At 70.6% G+C, this 16,095-nt stretch carries 17 protein-coding genes; 11 read left to right on the top strand and 6 right to left on the bottom strand.

The genetic code is table 11. The annotated features are described in order from the left end of the window. Nucleotides 1–23: 23 nt before the first annotated feature. The gene (locus tag IFU40_RS07250; protein WP_156458858.1) at nucleotides 24–290 is read right to left on the bottom strand and encodes a hypothetical protein; all 267 of its coding nucleotides are present in this window, start codon (nucleotides 288–290) and stop codon (nucleotides 24–26) included. Between the two features lie 461 nt (nucleotides 291–751). Between IFU40_RS07250 and smc the strand changes: the two genes are divergently transcribed. The 3 genes from smc to IFU40_RS07235 all read left to right on the top strand — a co-directional run bounded on the left by smc (nucleotide 752) and on the right by IFU40_RS07235 (nucleotide 5,725). Then, complete coding sequence (smc, locus tag IFU40_RS07245; protein ID WP_191925888.1) at nucleotides 752–4,270, top strand: chromosome segregation protein SMC; 3,519 nt, start codon at nucleotides 752–754, stop codon at nucleotides 4,268–4,270. Between the two features lie 4 nt (nucleotides 4,271–4,274). Beyond that, nucleotides 4,275–5,147 carry a signal recognition particle-docking protein FtsY gene (gene ftsY, locus IFU40_RS07240; RefSeq protein ID WP_055836633.1) on the top strand — a complete coding sequence of 291 codons (873 nt, stop codon included), beginning with the start codon at nucleotides 4,275–4,277 and terminating at the stop codon, nucleotides 5,145–5,147. A gap of 77 nt (nucleotides 5,148–5,224) precedes the next feature. Continuing rightward, a complete protein-coding gene (locus tag IFU40_RS07235) occupies nucleotides 5,225–5,725 on the top strand; it encodes a DUF2004 domain-containing protein (protein WP_055939821.1) in 501 nt (166 codons plus the stop codon). 120 nt (nucleotides 5,726–5,845) lie between these two features. Here IFU40_RS07235 and lipA read toward each other — a convergent pair whose 3' ends face one another. After that, entirely contained in the window at nucleotides 5,846–6,880 is a 1,035-nt protein-coding gene (gene lipA, locus IFU40_RS07230; protein WP_191925887.1) for a lipoyl synthase, read from the bottom strand. After that, entirely contained in the window at nucleotides 6,877–7,515 is a 639-nt protein-coding gene (gene lipB / locus IFU40_RS07225; RefSeq protein WP_191925886.1) for a lipoyl(octanoyl) transferase LipB, read from the bottom strand. The genes lipA and lipB overlap by 4 nt, the downstream gene beginning before the upstream one ends. A 63-nt stretch (nucleotides 7,516–7,578) precedes the next feature. On the opposite strand from lipB, the gene IFU40_RS07220 reads away from it, so the two are divergent. Further along, complete coding sequence (locus IFU40_RS07220; RefSeq protein ID WP_191925885.1) at nucleotides 7,579–8,127, top strand: TetR family transcriptional regulator; 549 nt, start codon at nucleotides 7,579–7,581, stop codon at nucleotides 8,125–8,127. A 75-nt stretch (nucleotides 8,128–8,202) separates the two neighbouring features. Then, nucleotides 8,203–9,747: a signal recognition particle protein gene (gene ffh, locus IFU40_RS07215; protein WP_191925884.1), complete on the top strand. Its 1,545-nt coding sequence runs from the start codon at nucleotides 8,203–8,205 to the stop codon at nucleotides 9,745–9,747. Nucleotides 9,748–9,864: 117 nt separating this feature from the next. Here ffh and IFU40_RS07210 read toward each other — a convergent pair whose 3' ends face one another. Continuing rightward, the gene (locus tag IFU40_RS07210; protein WP_191925883.1) at nucleotides 9,865–10,587 is read right to left on the bottom strand and encodes an SGNH/GDSL hydrolase family protein; all 723 of its coding nucleotides are present in this window, start codon (nucleotides 10,585–10,587) and stop codon (nucleotides 9,865–9,867) included. Nucleotides 10,588–10,633: 46 nt separating this feature from the next. Further along, the gene (locus IFU40_RS07205; protein ID WP_191925882.1) at nucleotides 10,634–11,797 is read right to left on the bottom strand and encodes a glutamate--cysteine ligase; all 1,164 of its coding nucleotides are present in this window, start codon (nucleotides 11,795–11,797) and stop codon (nucleotides 10,634–10,636) included. A gap of 252 nt (nucleotides 11,798–12,049) precedes the next feature. Here IFU40_RS07205 and rpsP point away from each other — a divergent pair, with 252 nt between their 5' ends. Genes rpsP through trmD form a run of 4 tightly spaced genes read left to right on the top strand, consistent with a single transcriptional unit; the run spans nucleotide 12,050 to nucleotide 14,058 of the window. Next, complete coding sequence (gene rpsP, locus IFU40_RS07200) at nucleotides 12,050–12,463, top strand: 30S ribosomal protein S16 (protein WP_055836651.1); 414 nt, start codon at nucleotides 12,050–12,052, stop codon at nucleotides 12,461–12,463. A gap of 5 nt (nucleotides 12,464–12,468) precedes the next feature. Further along, nucleotides 12,469–12,699, top strand: a complete 231-nt coding sequence (locus IFU40_RS07195) for an RNA-binding protein (RefSeq protein ID WP_055939831.1) — start codon at nucleotides 12,469–12,471, stop codon at nucleotides 12,697–12,699. Next, complete coding sequence (rimM, locus tag IFU40_RS07190) at nucleotides 12,699–13,367, top strand: ribosome maturation factor RimM (RefSeq protein WP_191925881.1); 669 nt, start codon at nucleotides 12,699–12,701, stop codon at nucleotides 13,365–13,367. Before IFU40_RS07195 ends, rimM begins: the two co-directional genes overlap by 1 nt. Before the next feature lies 1 nt (nucleotide 13,368). Then, the gene (gene trmD / locus IFU40_RS07185; protein ID WP_191925880.1) at nucleotides 13,369–14,058 is read left to right on the top strand and encodes a tRNA (guanosine(37)-N1)-methyltransferase TrmD; all 690 of its coding nucleotides are present in this window, start codon (nucleotides 13,369–13,371) and stop codon (nucleotides 14,056–14,058) included. Between the two features lie 138 nt (nucleotides 14,059–14,196). On the opposite strand, the gene map is transcribed toward trmD, so the two are convergent. Further along, nucleotides 14,197–14,979, bottom strand: a complete 783-nt coding sequence (gene map, locus IFU40_RS07180) for a type I methionyl aminopeptidase (protein WP_191914955.1) — start codon at nucleotides 14,977–14,979, stop codon at nucleotides 14,197–14,199. Nucleotides 14,980–15,087: 108 nt separating this feature from the next. Here map and IFU40_RS07175 point away from each other — a divergent pair, with 108 nt between their 5' ends. Both IFU40_RS07175 and rplS read left to right on the top strand, forming a co-directional pair. After that, nucleotides 15,088–15,579: an MFS transporter permease gene (locus IFU40_RS07175; RefSeq protein WP_191925879.1), complete on the top strand. Its 492-nt coding sequence runs from the start codon at nucleotides 15,088–15,090 to the stop codon at nucleotides 15,577–15,579. A 159-nt stretch (nucleotides 15,580–15,738) separates the two neighbouring features. Further along, complete coding sequence (gene rplS, locus IFU40_RS07170; RefSeq protein ID WP_055837868.1) at nucleotides 15,739–16,086, top strand: 50S ribosomal protein L19; 348 nt, start codon at nucleotides 15,739–15,741, stop codon at nucleotides 16,084–16,086. The last annotated feature ends 9 nt before the right edge of the window (nucleotides 16,087–16,095 follow it).

The raw sequence follows: 16,095 nt of genomic DNA, 5'->3' as shown, positions 1-16,095 counted from the left end.
CCCGAGGGGACGGCACTGCCGGGTCAGGCCGGCGGACGCTGCAGCGCGGCGGCGCGATACCAGTCGCGTTCGCGCTGGGTGCGCTGGGCGTCGCGCTGCCGTGCCCGGTGGACGGCGGCGGCGCGCCGCTCGATCGCGTGGATCCGGGCGGCGTGACGTGTCAGCAGCCAGAGGCCGAGACGCAGGGTCAGTCGGTCGAGGCGGCCGACCGGGTGGTCGGTGACGGGAATGGTGAGAGGGGCGGGCGCGGCCGAGACAGAGTGCGGCGCGCGCGTGGGCAGAGTGCTCATGCGGAGGCTCCGAGAAGAGAAGAGCGGAAAGAATCGCGCGAGCCGAGCTCGCACGGGAAGGATCCAGAGGATCGGGTGCACGGCATCCGAGGGATGCGGCACGGGAAGCGGAGACGGACGGCGTCTCGACGCGAGGCGACAACCCCGTGGGGCGGGTCAACCCTGGCGGGAGGGCATTCCGACGGCGGTGGTCACTCCGGTGAACGGTGCGGAGAGCACGGGAACGGCGATGAAGCCGGTGGCGGTGAAGCCGGTGAGAGTGCGAATCATGGGAGGACCTCCTTTCGTCGTCGGTTGCGACCACCGACGCTAGCGAGGTGTGCGCGCGAATGTCAAGCGTTCGTCCAGATTGGCGTGCCCGCCGGGCGCGTCGCGACGACGGTGCGCGGCTTGGCGCCGCGGAATCCCGCGGGATCTCGGGTACCGTGAGGCCGTACTCGATCGCGGGAAGGCGGGGTGACATGCACCTCAAGAGCGTGACGCTCAAGGGCTTCAAGTCCTTCGCCTCGTCCACGACCTTCGCCCTCGAACCCGGCGTCACCTGCATCGTCGGGCCGAACGGATCGGGGAAGTCCAACGTCGTCGACGCCCTCGCCTGGGTGATGGGCGAGCAGGGAGCGAAGACGCTCCGCGGCGGCAAGATGGAAGACGTCATCTTCGCCGGAACGTCCACGCGTGGACCCCTCGGGCGCGCCGAGGTGCACCTGACGATCGACAACAGCGACGGCGCCCTGCCCATCGACTACAGCGAAGTGACGATCAGCCGCACGCTGTTCCGCACCGGCGCGAGCGAATACGCCATCAACGGACAGACCTGCCGCCTTCTCGACGTGCAGGAGCTGCTGAGCGACTCGGGCCTGGGCCGCGAGATGCACGTCATCATCGGCCAGGGCCGCCTCGACACCGTTCTGCAGGCGACGGCCGAGGATCGGCGCGGGTTCATCGAAGAGGCGGCGGGGATCCTCAAGCACCGCCGTCGCAAAGAGAAGACCGCGCGCAAGCTCGAGGCCATGGAGACCAACCTCACCCGTCTCAGCGACCTCGCGGGGGAGCTGCGACGCCAACTGAAGCCGCTCGGCAAGCAGGCCGAGGTCGCACGCGAGGCCGCGACGATCGCGGCGGTCGTGCGCGATGCGAAAGCCCGGCTGTACGCCGACGAACTGGTGCGCCTGCGCGGGCAGCTCGCCGACGCCGCCCGCGCCGAGAGCGAGCGGCACACCGAACGCCTGGGCTTGCAGGAGCAGGCCGATGGGCTGCGTCAGCGGGTGGAGCGGCTCGAGAACGACCAGCGTTCCGAGGCGGTCGACCGTGCGCGCAGCGTCGCCTTCGCGCTCGAGCAGGCGCAGGAGCGTCTGCGCGGGCTCTACAGCCTGGCCGGTCAGCGTCTGACGCTGCTCGCCGACGACGACGCCGACGGCGCGGGGTTCGCCCCCACGGTGACGCAGACCATGATCGACGACGTCCGCGCCGAGATCGACGACATCGCGGCCGGTCTCGGAGACGCGCACGACGCCGCCGCGGATGCCGCGCGCGCCGTGGCGCGGGCGCGCGCCGAGCTCGACGCCCTCGACACCGAGATCTCCGCGCAGAGCGCGCTGGTGTCCGAGCACGACATGCGCCTCACCACCCTGCGTGGAGCCGCGGATGCCGCCCACTCGGCCCTCACAGCGGTGCGCGCGGGCGTGGAGCGTCAGCAGCGTGCGCTCGAGGCCGCGCTCGCCCGGCGCGCAGAGGCGGAAGAGGCGCGGGCGGCGCTCGATCCCGACGTCGTGCCCGAAGCGTCCACCGTCGAACACGCCACGGCGTACGAGCGCGCCCAGCGCGACGCGAACGACAGCGAGACGCAGGTGGCGGCGCTGCGGGAACGCCTGCACGCGGCCGAGCGCGAGCGCGACGCGCTGTCGGCGCAGACGGCCGCTCTCGGACGCGCGCTGGACGTGCGCAACGCCGCGGCCGAACTGATCGCGGCCGGGGGCACCGGCATCCGGGGGCTCGTCGGAGACGACGTGCGGGTGACGGCCGGCTTCGAGGCGGCGATCGCCGCCGCCCTCGGCACCCTCGCGGAGGGTTTGCTCGTCGACGACATCGACGCGGCGTTCGCCGCTGCCCGGACGGCCGCCGACTCCGATCTGGGGCTCGTCGAGATCGCGATCGCCGATGCCGCCGTCTCGGACGCCCCGCCGACGGTGGAGGGCGGGGTGCCCGCCGCGCAGGTCGTCACGGCCTCGTCGGGGGTGAGCGCCATCCTGTCGCGGGTGGTCGTCGTGGACGACCTGGCGACCGCCCGGACGGCTCTGCCCTCGCTCGCCCACGACATCACCCTGGTGACCCGCGCCGGAGAGGTGCTGACCGCGCGCACCCTGCGCGCCGGTTCGGGAGCGGGCGGTTCGCGCCTCGAGCTCGCGGCCGAACGCGCCGCCGCGAGCGAGCGGCTCGACGAGATCGTCGTGATCGCCGATTCGCTGCGCGAGGCGCTCGGCGACGAGCAGCGTCACCAGAGCGAGGCGCGTCAACGCACCAAGGACGCGCTGTCGACCCTGCGCGCGCACGACGCCGCGCTGGCGGCGCACGCCGAGAAGGTGAACCGCGTGATGGTGCGGCATGAGGCCGCCGTGGCGGAGTGCGAACGCCTGGCGGCCGGACTCGCGCAGACCGAGGCCGCCGTCGCCGAGGCCGAGGCCACCGCCCGCGTCGCCGAGGAGGCGCTGCGCCGTGCCCAGGAGACGCCCCGGCCCATCCTCGACGTGTCGGCGCGCGACGGATTCCTCGCCGAGGTCGAGGCGGCGCGCGAGGGGGAGATGCGGGCGCGACTCGACATCGAGACGCTCCGCGAGCGGGTGCGCGCGGGCGAGGCCCGCATCGTGCAGCTCGAGCAGCAGCGGGAGCGAGAGCGCGCGGCGGCCGACGAGGCGGCGCGACGCACCGTCATCCGTCGCGCGCAGCGCGAGATCGCCGCCGAGGTCGCAGGGCACCTCCCGGCGGTGCTCGACTCCGTCGATCGATCGGTGAGCGAGGCGCGCGTCGAGCTCGCCGCCGCGGAGTCGGCCCGAACGGCCGTGACCGAGCAGTTGAGCCGAGCGCGCGCCGAGGAGAGCGGGGTGCGCGAGCGCCTGGCACGTCTCACCGAGAGCGTCCACGGTCTCGAGCTGCAGATGCACGAGCAGAAGCTGCACATCACCAGCCTTCTCGAACGCGTGCACTCGGAGCTCGCGCTCGACGAGAGCATTCTCGTTTCGGAATACGGTCCCGACCAGCTCGTTCCCGGCGAGAGTGACGGTGACGGCGTGGCCTTCGACCGCGCGGCGCAGAAGAAGCGCCTTCAGGAAGCCGAACGCAAGCTCGGTCAGCTGGGACGGGTGAACCCCCTCGCCCTCGAGGAGTTCGCGGCCCTCGAGCAGCGGCACGCGTTCCTGACCGAGCAGCTCGCCGACCTGCAGCAGACGCGCGCCGACCTGCAGACGATCATCGCCGAGCTCGACGACCGCATGCAGACGATCTTCGTCGCGGCCTTCGAGGACACGCGGGTCGCCTTCACCGAGATCTTCCCCATCCTGTTCCCGGGCGGGGCGGGGAGCATCTCGCTGACCGACCCCGACAATCCGCTCACCACCGGCATCGAGGTGTCGGTGCGCCCGGTCGGCAAGAAGATCGAGCGACTGTCGCTGCTGTCGGGCGGGGAGCGGTCGCTGGCGGCCGTGGCGTTCCTGACCTCGATCTTCACCGCGCGCCCCAGCCCCTTCTACATCCTCGACGAGGTCGAGGCGGCGCTCGACGACGCCAACCTCGGCCGCCTGCTGGGGGTGTTCGAGAAGCTCCGCGCGAGCAGCCAGCTCATCGTCATCACCCACCAGAAGCGCACGATGGAGATCGCCGATGCCCTCTACGGGGTCTCGATGCGTCAGGACGGCGTGTCGGCCGTGGTCGGACAGCGCGTGGGCGATCGCGCCGCGGCGCGGGGCGAAGCCGCCCCCGTAAGCTGAAGCAATGGCTGAGAACTCCTGGTCGCTGGGTCGCGCACTGCGCGGACTCTTCGTCAAACCCACGATCGACGAGACGACGTGGGACGACCTCGAGACGGCGCTGTTGACCGCCGACTTCGGCCCCGATGTGACCGAGCGCCTCATCGACGAACTGCGCGAGAAGGTCGAGCGCTTCCGCACGACCGACCCGCGCGATCTGCAGCGCATGCTGCGCGAGACGCTCGAGGAGCACTTCGCGAAGTTCGACACCACCCTGCGACTCACCGAGCGGCCGGCCGTGGTGCTCGTGGTCGGGGTGAACGGCGTGGGCAAGACGACCACGATCGGCAAGTTCGCGAAGTTCCTGCAGCGCTACGGCCGGACGGTCGTGGTGGGTGCCGCCGACACGTTCCGCGCGGCAGCCGTCGACCAGCTGGCCACCTGGGCCGAGCGCGGCGGTGCGACGATCGTGCGCCCGCAGCACGAGGGTCAGGACCCGGCATCCGTCGCCTTCCAGACCGTCGCCCACGCGAAAGAGACCGGCACCGAGATCGTGCTCATCGACACCGCGGGGCGCCTGCACACCAAGGGTGGGCTCATGGACGAGCTCGGCAAGATCAAGCGCGTCGTCGAGAAGCAGGCGCCCATCAGCGAGGTCCTCCTGGTGCTGGATGCCACGACCGGCCAGAACGGACTGATGCAGGCGCAGGCCTTCCTCGACAGTGCCGGGGTGACCGGCCTCGTGCTGACCAAGCTCGACGGGTCGGCGAAGGGCGGCTTCGTGCTCGCCGTGCAGGAACTCACCGGCATCCCCGTCAAGCTGCTCGGCCAGGGCGAGGGCATCAACGACCTGACCGGTTTCACCCCGCACGTGTTCGCGGCCTCGCTCGTCGACTGACCGCGAGACCCTTATCGCAGTCCGCGCCCCAGGCGGGTCGCCTTCCCGAAGTCGGGGCTGACTGCTTACATGGACTCATGGCCATCGAGCACGATTTCTTCGGACTCCTCGAGTCGGGTCCCGACGGTTCGATCTTCTGGTCGGAGAACGTGGAGTTCGGCGATCAGAGCGTCACGGTCGACCTGACCGCCCCCGATCAGGACGACGTCTCGGTCGACGCGCTCGACGTCGCGGCCTCGCTCATCTCCACGCTCGAGGCGATCGACCTCGTGGCGCGCAATGCCATGGTGAACGAGCTCGACACCCGCACGAGCGAGGTGACGGAGTACATCCTGCAGCAGCAGGCCACCCTGGGTGACGAGCTCGAGGACTTCCTCACCGACGTGACCGGCGACACGCACATCGACGTCATCAAGGCGCTGCAGCTGATGAGCATGACGATCCTCGCCGACGAGCACGGGGGAGCCGACCCGTTCGCGGTGCTCGAGTACGCCCTCGATCCCGACGCCACCGACGATGCCCTGCTGGTGAACCTGGGCTCCGACGGTCAGGTGCAGTCGGTCACCAGCGCCGACTGAGGCCCGAGCCCGAGACGGCCGGGATCACGACGCGGGTGGGTGCCCGCGCGGACGTGCGAGAACGACGGATGCCGTCTGCCGCCGTGGCGACGAGACGGCCGTCGCCGCCGACGAACCGCGTCAGACGGCCTGCGCGAAACCGGCGTCGGCGGCGGCCATGTCCTTCGCGAGGTGGGCGAGGTGCGGCGGGATCTCGCGGCCCATCGACACCATCGACTGCGCCCACAGGCGCCCCGCGCGGTACGACGAGCGCACCAGGGGCCCGGCGAGCACGCCCAGGAAGCCGATGCGCTCGGCCTCTTGCTTGAACTCCACGAACTCGGCGGGCTTCACCCAGCGCTGCACGGGAAGGTGCCGGGGCGTGGGGCGCAGGTACTGCGTGATGGTGATGATGTCGGTGCCGGCCGCGCGCAGGTCTTCGAGCGCCTGCACGACCTCCGCGGGCTCCTCGCCCATCCCGAGGATGAGGTTCGACTTGGTGATGAGGCCGGCCTCGCGCGCGGCGGTCAGCACGCCGAGCGAGCGCTCGTACCGGAACGCGGGACGGATGCGCTTGAAGATGCGGGGCACCGTCTCGACGTTGTGCGCGAACACCTCCGGACGCGACGAGAAGACCTCGTCGAGGTGCGAGATGTTGCCCGAGAAGTCGGTGGCCAGGATCTCGACGCCCGTGCCCGGGTTCTCGGCGTGGATGCGCCGCACGGTCTCGGCGTGTAGCCACGCGCCCTCGTCGGGCAGGTCGTCGCGCGCGACGCCCGTCACGGTGGCGTAGCGCAGCTGCATCCGCGTCACGCTCTCGGCGACACGGCGCGGTTCGTCGGTGTCGTAGTCGGCGGGCTTGCCCGTGTCGATCTGGCAGAAGTCGCAGCGCCGCGTGCACTGGGAACCGCCGATGAGGAAGGTCGCCTCGCGGTCCTCCCAGCACTCGAAGATGTTGGGGCAGCCGGCCTCCTGACACACCGTGTGCAGTTCCTCGGTCTTCACGAGGTTCTGCAGGGCCGTGTACTCGGGCCCCATCCGGGCCTTGGTCTTGATCCACTCGGGCTTGCGCTCGATCGGGGTCTCGGCGTTGCGCACCTCGAGACGCAGGAGCTTGCGCCCGTTCGGAGCGGTGGATGCCGGAGCCCCGGTCGCTCCGGTTCCGCAGGCGCTCACGCGGCCACCGCCGCGTACTCGGCACGGAACACGCGCTCGATCGCCGGGGCGAGATCGGCGGGAGAGACGTCGCGGCCGATCACCTCGCTCACGGTCGTGACCCCGGCATCCGAGATCCCGCACGGGACGATGCGCCGGAAGCCGGCGAGGGAGTTGTCGCAGTTGACGGCGAAGCCGTGCATGGTCGCACCTCTTTCGACGCGGACTCCGATCGCCGCGACCTTGTCGACGCCGAGGGGGCGTCGGACCCAGACGCCGCTGCGTCCCTCGATGCGGAAGCCGTCGACCCCGTGCTCGGTGAGAGCCGAGATGAGCAGTGCTTCCAGTCGCCGCACGTGGGCGACCACGTCGATCGGCTCGGGCAGACGCACGATGGGGTAGCCCACCAGTTGGCCCGGTCCGTGCCAGGTGATCTTTCCCCCGCGATCGACGTCGACGACCGGGGTGCCGTCGTCGGGCCGCTCGTGGGCCTCGGTGCGCTTGCCGGCCGTGTAGACGGCCTCGTGCTCGAGGAGCAGCAGGGTGTCGGGCCGGCTGCCGGCGACCACGTCCGCGTGGATCGCCCGCTGGTGGGCCCAGCCGTCGAGATAGGGCACGTAGTGCGGGGAGAGCCCCGCGTGGTGGATGTCGATCATCGACCGCTCCCAATGTTGGATTGCGTCCAAGAATACATGCGACGAGCCGCCTAGGCTGAAGCGGTGACCCCCGAGCCCCGCAGCGGACGCCCCCGCGCCTCGTCGCGAGAGGTGCTGGCCGAAGCCGCGTGCGAGCTGTTCCTCGAGCGCGGCTACGACGCCACCTCGGTGTCCGACATCACCCGCCGGGTCGGCGTCAGTCGTTCCAGCTTCTTCAACTACTTCGCCGCGAAGAGCGACGTGCTGTGGTCGGGGTTCGATGAGCGGGTGGATGCCGCCCAGCGGCACCTGCGCGCGGGGTCGGCGATCGATGAGACCCTGATCCGCATCGGAGAGGGGTTCGCTCCCGACGCCCTCGCCCTGGCGATCACGAACGCCGACGCCATGGGCATCGCCACCGAGCTCGACCGCGATCGCGCCATCCGACAGTTCCGGCTGCAGCGGGATCTCGCGGCGCGATTCGTGCGGGACGGGATGCCGGAGCTCTCGGCCGAGGTGCGCGGGGGAGCCCTCTCGGCGGCGGTTCTGGCTGCTGTCTGGGCGTGGGCGGACCGCACCGCAACCGGGCCGGCGCTCCGTGACATGCTCACGGCGGCCCTCGCTCTCGCCTGAGCCCGGCGGCGCCGGGGCCACGGGCCACGCGGGTCGACAGCGCCTTTCGCGCCACCCGCGTAAACTCGTCTCATCATGGCGACTTTCGGCACCCTCTCCGACCGGCTCACAGAGACCTTCCGCAACCTCCGGAAGAAGGGCCAGCTCACACCCGCCGACGTCGACGGGACCGTGCGCGAGATCCGCCGGGCCCTGCTCGACGCCGACGTGGCGCTGCCCGTGGTCAAGGAGTTCACGGCGGCGGTGCGCGAACGCGCCCTCGGCGACGAGGTCAACCGCGCGCTGAACCCCGCGCAGCAGGTCGTGCAGATCGTGAACGACGAGCTCGTCGGCATCCTGGGCGGTCAGCAGCGACGACTGCAGTTCGCGAAGAACCCCCCGACCGTCATCATGCTCGCGGGCCTCCAGGGCTCCGGTAAGACGACCTTCGCCGGCAAGCTCGCCAAGATGCTCGAGAAAGACGGGCACACCCCGCTGCTGGTCGCCTGCGACCTCCAGCGCCCGAACGCCGTCAACCAGCTGCAGGTCGTCGCCGAGCGCGCCGGTGCCGCCATCTACGCCCCCGAGCCGGGCAACGGCGTCGGCGACCCCGTGAAGGTCGCCCGCGACGGCGTCGCCTACGCCACCCGCCAGCAGCACGACATCGTCATCATCGACACCGCCGGCCGCCTGGGCGTCGACGCCGAGCTGATGAAGCAGGCCGCCGACATCCGCACGGCGACCCAGCCCGACGAGGTGCTCTTCGTCATCGACGCCATGATCGGCCAGGATGCCGTCAACACGGCCAAGGCGTTCCAGGACGGCGTCGACTTCACCGGCGTCGTGCTGTCCAAGCTCGACGGCGACGCCCGCGGTGGTGCGGCCCTGTCGGTGGCCTCGATCACGGGTCGGCCGATCATCTTCGCGTCGACGGGTGAGGGTCTCGACGACGTCGAGCCGTTCCACCCCGACCGCATGGCGTCGCGCATCCTCGACCTCGGTGACATCCTCACCCTGATCGAGCAGGCGCAGTCCGCGTTCGACGAGGCCGAGGCGATGGCGGTCGCCGAGAAGCTCGCGACCGAGACGTTCACGCTCGAAGACTTCCTGCAGCAGATGCAGCAGATGAAGAAGATGGGCTCCATGAAGAAGATGCTCGGGATGCTCCCGGGCATGGGCAACATGAAGCAACAGCTCGAGGATTTCGACGAGCGCGAGATCGATCGCACCGAGGCCATCATCCGCTCGATGACGCTCGGCGAGCGTCGCAACCCCAAGATCCTCAACGGCTCGCGTCGCCTGCGCATCGCGCGCGGTTCGGGCATGACGGTGACCGACGTCAACCAGCTCGTGCAGCGCTTCGACCAGGCCGCCAAGATGATGAAGACCGTCGCACGGGGCGGTGTGCCCAACATCCCCGGCATGGGTCCCGTCGGCGGAAAGCCCGGCGCCTCGTCGAAGCGCGGCAAGCAGCAGAAGGCGAAGGGCTCGCGCTCGGGCAACCCCGCAAAGCGCGCGGCCGAGAACGCCGGTGTCGCCGAGGCGAACGCTCCGACCGGTTCGGGCTTCGGTCTGGGCGGCCAGGCCGCGCCGAGCGAGGCCGACCTCGCCGAGCTGCAGAAGATGCTCGGTCGCGGCTGACGCCGCGACGAAAGCTGCTCGGTCGCGGCTGACCCCGCGACGAGAGCTGCGCGGTCGCGGCTGACCCCGCGACGAGAGCTGCGCGGTCGCGGCTGACGCCGCGCCCAGGGCGTCGGGTCAGGGCAGCACGTCGGCGTCTTGCAATGCCGACATGACCGTCTGCTCGATCGCGCGCTGACCCCGCGGCGTCGGGTGCACGTCGTCGGGCTGCATCCATTCGGGGTGCCCGACCAACGGCTGCCCGACGTCGACGAAGGTCCCCCCGGCGTCGTCGATGGCGTCTCTCAGGGCCTGCGAGGTGACGGCGGTGTCGTCGGGGACGTCGGCTTCGTCGTTCCAGATGGTGCTGAGTCCGACGATGCGCGCGTCGGGTGCCGCCTCGCGCAGCAGCTCGATGGTGTCGGCGGTGTCGTCGCGGATCTCGTCGCCGTCCTCCCAGAAGTCGTTGCTCGACGATTCCACGACGATCAGCTGTGGTTGCAGGGCGGCGACGGCGGGCGCGAGCCCCGAGAAGGGCGCCCCGCAGTCGCCCGTGACGACGAAGCCCGCTCCCGCGCAGGCGAGGTTCGTGAGGTTCAGGTGCGCGCGCGTGCCGAGCAGCACCGGCCACGCCTGCTCCGGTTCCAGCCCGAACCCCGACATGAGGGAGTCGCCCACCGTCACCACGCGCAGGGGCGCGGGCGTCGACGAGGGGATCGGTGTGGGGGAGGGGCGCAGCACCGGATCGGCGAACGTCGGCTCGGGCCGAGCGGTCGACGTCTCGGCGGCGCAGGCGGTGAGGAGCACGCCCAGGCCCACGGCGATCGCCGTCGTGACCACCAGAGAACGCCCGCGCATCATGGAGCGATCCTATGAGGGCGACCCTATGAAGGGGCGCCGAGCCCGCTCACACCCGCAGTGAGGCGAGGTGTTCGCGCAGGGTGGGTCCCGCGCGGAACTCGCGGATCAGGTGGTGCACGACCTCGCGCAGATCGCCGTCGGCGGCCTCGGCCACCGCGACCTGGCGAGCGGAGCTGCCGCCGGTGGCGAGGATCGTCTCGAGCCCGGCGAACTCGCGCGCGCAGTGCAGCTCGGCGGCGACCCCGGCGAGCTCCTGCATCGTCGAACGCAGGTGGTCGACCACCGGCAGCTGCGTGCCGTCGCGGTCCACGATGACCCGCGCCTCCAGACCGTAGCGGGCTGCGCGCCACTTGTTCTCGCGGGCGTACCAGGGCGGGATGCCGGGAAGCTCGCGTCCCTCGTCGATCAGGCGCGAGAAGTGCTCCACGAGCGTCTGCGCGAGGGCGGCGACCGCGGCGAGCTCGGGCAGGGTCGACATCCCGTCGCACGCGCGGATCTCGACGGTGCCCCACTTGGGCGCCGGACGGATGTCCCAGCGCACCTCACTGGCATCCGCCATGACCCCGGTGCGCACCATGTCGTCGAGGTAGCGCTCGAAGTCGTCCCAGGTCTCGAGCTGCCAGGGCAGGCCCGCGGTGGGCAGCTGCTGGAACACCAGGGCGCGATTCGAGGCGTACCCCGTGCGCTCGCCCGCCCAGAACGGGCTGGATGCCGAGAGGGCCTGCAGGTGCGGGAGGTAGACGGTGAGGGCGTTGACGATCGGCAGGACCTTCTCGACGTCGTCGACGCCGATGTGCACGTGCACGCCCCAGATCATCATGTTGCGGCCCCACCACTGCGTGCGCTCGATGAGCGAGTGGTAGCGCGTCTTGTCGCTGACCTGCTGATCGAACCACTGCGCGAAGGGGTGGCTCCCGGCGCACAGCAGCTCGACGCCGAGCGGCTCGGTCTCTTCGCGCAGAGCGCCGATGGCGTCGGCGATGTCGTCGACGGCTCCGGCGACGGTGTCGCCCACGCCGCTGGTGACCTCGACGGTGTTCGTCAGCAGCTCACCCGTGACGGTGAAGCGCTCGAGCGCGGTGCGGTCCTCGAGGCGTTCGAGGATCTCGGGGGCACGGGGGACCAGGTCGCCCGTCTCGCGGTCGGCGAGCATGAGCTCCCACTCCAGCCCCACGGACGAGCGCGTCGATGCAGCGAACGGCAGCCTCATGCGGCTCAGTCTCGCATGCGGCATGCGGTGGATCGCGCCGGTGGAAACGCCGTGTTACGCCGACTCCGGCGCGTCGCGGCGTGTCATTCGACGTCGCTGTCGCGGGTGGGGCGACGGATCTGGCAGAATAGAGGGTCGGACCCACCACTCGACCCTCTATCCAGTGTCGGTCCGCCCTTTTGAGCTTCCGCCGGGTGTGCACCCCACGCTCCAGGCGTTCGGTTCGTTCGTTTTCCATCATCAGGAGTCATCGTGGCTGTCAAGATCCGTCTCAAGCGCCTCGGAAAGATCCGCGCGCCCTACTACCGCATCGTCGTCGCCGACTCGCGCACCAAGCGCGACGGTCGTGTCATCGAAGAGATCGGCAAGTACCACCCGACCGAGGAGCCCTCGTTCATCGAGGTCGACTCGGAGCGCGCGCAGTACTGGCTGTCGGTCGGCGCCCAGCCCACCGAGCAGGTCGCCGCCATCCTCAAGCTCACGGGCGACTGGGGCAAGTTCAAGGGCGACGCCAACGCCGTGTCCACCGTCAAGGTGCGCGAGCCCAAGGCGCCCTTCCAGCCCGACGCCGCCAAGAAGTCGGTCGTCAAGCCGAAGGCCGAGAAGAAGGCTGCCGAGGCCCCCGCCGAGGCGTCCGCCGACGCCGCCGAGACCTCGGCCGAGTAATTCCCGTGCTGTCTGCCGCGCTCGAACACGTCGTCAAGGGGATCGTCGATCACCCGGACGCCGTGACCATCCGTTCCAGCACCTCGCCCCGCGGCGATGTGCTGGAGGTTCACGTGCACCCCGATGACCGGGGTCGCGTGATCGGGCGCGGCGGACGCACCGCCAAAGCATTGCGCACCGTCGTGTCCGCCCTCGCCGACGGGCGTCGCGTTCGCGTCGACGTCGCCGACGACTGATGGCGGCCGGCGACACCGCGGGCTCCCAGCCCGCCAAGACCCAGCTCCGCGTCGGGCGCCTGGTCAAGGCCCACGGCCTCAAAGGCGCCTTCAAGCTGGAGCTCTACACCGATGACCCCGACGGGCGCTTCGTCCCGGGCAGCACCTTCACTCTGCAGGTGCCCGAGTCGTCGCCGTGGCACGGCCGCGAGCTGACCGTTCGCGAGTTCCGGTGGATGAACTCGCACCCCGTCGCCTTCTTCGAGGGTGTCGACGACCGCAGCGCCGCCGAGGCGCTGGTCAAGGCCATCCTGTGGATCGATCAGGACTCCGAGACCGCCCCCACCGAAGACGACGCCTGGTACGACCACCAGCTGGTCGGTCTCGACGTGGTGCGTGACGGCGACATCATCGGTCGTGTCGTGCGGGTCGATCACTTCCCCGCGCAGGACCTGCTCATCGTCCGCCTGAGCGGCGACGAGCACGAGGTCCTCGTTCCGTTCGTGAGCGCGATCGTGCCCGAGGTCGACATCGCCGGCGGTCGCGTGGTCGTCACGCCCCCGGCCGGTCTCTTCGAAGAGCTTCCGTCGGTCGAGGGCGATGAGCCCGAGCCCGATGCCGCCGACCTCGAGGCGCACGTCGACGAGACGCCCGACGCCGACGAGGCCACCGACGCACGCGAGGACTGACGTGCGCATCGACATCGTGTCGATCTTCCCGACGATCTTCGACGCGCTCGAGGTGTCGCTGCTGGGCAAGGCCCGTCAGAGCGGACTGCTCGACGTGCGCGTGCACGATCTGCGCGACTACACGCACGACCGTCACCGCACGGTCGACGACACGCCCTACGGGGGCGGCGCCGGCATGGTCATGAAGCCCGAGCCCTGGGGCGAGGCGCTCGACGACGTCACCCGCGATGCCCCCGAGCGGCCCGTGATCGTCTTCCCGTCGCCCGCCGGCGAGCGGTTCTCGCAGGCCACCGCGCGCGAGCTGTCGACCGCCCCGCACCTCGTCTTCGGATGCGGTCGCTACGAGGGCATCGACGAGCGCGTGTTCGACTACGCCGCCGAGCTGGGCGAGGTGCGTCTCATCAGCCTGGGCGACTACGTGCTCAACGGGGGAGAGGTCGCCGTGATGGCGATGGTCGAAGCCATCGGCCGCCTCGTGCCCGGCGTGGTCGGCAATCCCGAGAGCCTCGTCGAGGAGTCCCACGAAGACGGGCTGCTCGAGTATCCGTCGTTCACCAAGCCCGCCGTGTGGCGGGAGCGCGAGGTGCCCCCGGTGCTGCTCAGCGGCAACCACGGTGCGGTGGCCTCATGGCGACGCGAGCAGCAGCTCGAGCGCACGCGACAGCGCCGGCCCGACCTCCTCGCCGACTGACCCCGCCGCCCGGTCGTCCGCCTCGCGGCCTCGGCCGGAGGGGGAGTCCGCTTCGGGTGTGCTCCGCGCTGAGCACCGGTCTGCGCGGTGGACGACGGATGCCGCGACCCCGAGGCCGCGGCATCCGTCGATCGCGTGTCAGTCGACGCCGAGGAACGAACGGTCCGTGAGCACGATCGGGCCGTCGGCGGTGATCGCGACCGTGTGCTCGGAGTGCGACCCGCGCGAGCCGTCGGCGCTGCGCAGCGTCCAGCCGTCGGGGTCGGTGACCAGCTCGTCGGTCGTGTGCAGGAACCACGGCTCGAGCGCCACGACGAGGCCCGCACGCAGCGGGTAGCCGCGTCCTGCCTTGCCGTCGTTGGCGACGTGCGGATCGCCGTGCATCGTGCGTCCGACGCCGTGACCGCCGAAGTCGGTGTTGATGCTCAGGCCCTCGGCGTGGGCGACCGCGGCGATGGCCGCCGAGATGTCGCCGATCTTGTGGCCGACGGTGGCGGCGTCGATCGCGGCGGCCAGAGCGCGCTCCGACGTGTCGATGAGCGCCAGGTCCTCGTCGCGGGCCGTGCCGACCACGAACGACACGGCCGAGTCGGCGACCCAGCCGTCGACCGACGCCGCGAAGTCCAGCGAGACGAGGTCGCCGTCGCGCAGGACGTAGTCGTGGGGGAGGCCGTGCAGAACGGCGTCGTTGATCGAGGTGCACAGCACCTTGCCGAACGGGCTCGCGCCGAACGAGGGGTGGTAGTCGATGTAGCAGGACTCGGCACCGGCGGCGCGGATCATGTCGTGGGCGCGGCGATCCAGGTGCAGCAGGTTCGTGCCCACCTTGGTCTCGTCGCGCAGGGTCGCGAGCACCTCCGCGACGAAGCGGCCCGCCGGACGCATCGCTTCGATCTCGGCCGGGGTGCGAAGTTCGATCATGGTGTTCCTCTCGTGGAACGTCCATTCTCCCCGACGCGGCGCCCTCGCGCCGAGACGGGCAGAGGGTTCTCATAGGCAGCGCACATTCCCGCGCCGTAGCATCGGTCCATGGCGCTGCGCAGACTCTTCCTCGGCTGGTTGTTCCCGGCCGCCTTCGTCTTGCCGCTCTGGCTGTTCGTGGGATGGATCGTCTTCTCGGGCGGAAGCGGGTGGGCCCTGCTGTGGCTGTTCGTCGCTCTTCCGGCCGTCTTCGTCTCGCAGGTGCTGCTGTCACTGCTCATCCGCGGACGGGCGAGCGTGCGCGAGTCGCGCGCGGTGTCGTGGCGCGATGTGGCGGGCCTGGGGCTGTGGCACGTGGTGATCGTCGCGCTGGGCTTGTTCGACTCGCGCGTGTTCTTCCCGCTGCTGGTGCTGTCGGTCGTCGGTGCGCTGCTGCTGTTCTGGTCGTCGCTGGCGCAGTTGTGGAACGAAGCACGGGGTGCGGTCACCGTGCTGCACGCCACCGACGGCACGGCCTACATCCCGCCGGCGCAGGAACGCCCGGCTGCCCAGCCCGCGGGCGACGTGATCATCGTCTCCGAAACGCGCCGCCCCGACTGAGCCGGTTTTGCCGCGCTCGGTGTCCGTGGCAGAATAAGCGTTTGTGCCCTGACCGGCTCTGCCTCAGGGGAGTCCGCCGCATCCGCGGCTTCGGGCACGCCTCACCTTTTCCCCTTTTATCGTGCGATCGACCTGTGGCGGTCGCAGGAAGTGAAGATCATGCAGATCCTCGACTCCGTCGACGCAGCCTCGCTGCGGTCCGACATCCCCGTCTTCGCCCCCGGCGACACCGTCAAGGTGCACGTCAACATCACCGAAGGCACGCGCTCGCGTGTCCAGGTCTTCCAGGGCGTCGTCATCGGCCGCTCGGGCGATGGCGTCCGCGAGACGTTCTGCGTCCGCAAGGTCAGCTTCCAGGTCGGCGTGGAGCGCACGTTCCCCGTCCACAGCCCGGTGATCGACCACATCGAGGTCGTCACCCGCGGTGACGTCCGTCGCGCCAAGCTCTACTACCTGCGCAGCCTCCGTGGCAAGAAGGCCAAGATCAAGGAGAAGCGCGACCGCTGAGTCCGCTCC

The organism is Microbacterium sp. CFBP 13617, from assembly GCF_014839445.1.
GTDB lineage: Bacteria > Actinomycetota > Actinomycetes > Actinomycetales > Microbacteriaceae > Microbacterium.
Note: the sequence above shows the minus strand (reverse complement) of the source record. Positions and strands in the feature narration are given on the sequence as shown.

Coding starts and splice junctions, on each gene's coding strand:
- smc (WP_191925888.1), top strand. CDS start 752: ATGCACCTCAAGAGCGTGACGCTCAAGGGCTTCAAGTCCTTCGCCTCG.
- ffh (WP_191925884.1), top strand. CDS start 8,203: ATGGCGACTTTCGGCACCCTCTCCGACCGGCTCACAGAGACCTTCCGC.
- IFU40_RS07210 (WP_191925883.1), bottom strand. CDS start 10,587: ATGATGCGCGGGCGTTCTCTGGTGGTCACGACGGCGATCGCCGTGGGC.
- lipB (WP_191925886.1), bottom strand. CDS start 7,515: ATGATCGACATCCACCACGCGGGGCTCTCCCCGCACTACGTGCCCTAT.
- IFU40_RS07175 (WP_191925879.1), top strand. CDS start 15,088: ATGGCGCTGCGCAGACTCTTCCTCGGCTGGTTGTTCCCGGCCGCCTTC.
- rimM (WP_191925881.1), top strand. CDS start 12,699: ATGGCGGCCGGCGACACCGCGGGCTCCCAGCCCGCCAAGACCCAGCTC.
- map (WP_191914955.1), bottom strand. CDS start 14,979: ATGATCGAACTTCGCACCCCGGCCGAGATCGAAGCGATGCGTCCGGCG.
- IFU40_RS07250 (WP_156458858.1), bottom strand. CDS start 290: ATGAGCACTCTGCCCACGCGCGCGCCGCACTCTGTCTCGGCCGCGCCC.
- IFU40_RS07205 (WP_191925882.1), bottom strand. CDS start 11,797: ATGAGGCTGCCGTTCGCTGCATCGACGCGCTCGTCCGTGGGGCTGGAG.
- IFU40_RS07235 (WP_055939821.1), top strand. CDS start 5,225: ATGGCCATCGAGCACGATTTCTTCGGACTCCTCGAGTCGGGTCCCGAC.
- ftsY (WP_055836633.1), top strand. CDS start 4,275: ATGGCTGAGAACTCCTGGTCGCTGGGTCGCGCACTGCGCGGACTCTTC.
- rplS (WP_055837868.1), top strand. CDS start 15,739: ATGCAGATCCTCGACTCCGTCGACGCAGCCTCGCTGCGGTCCGACATC.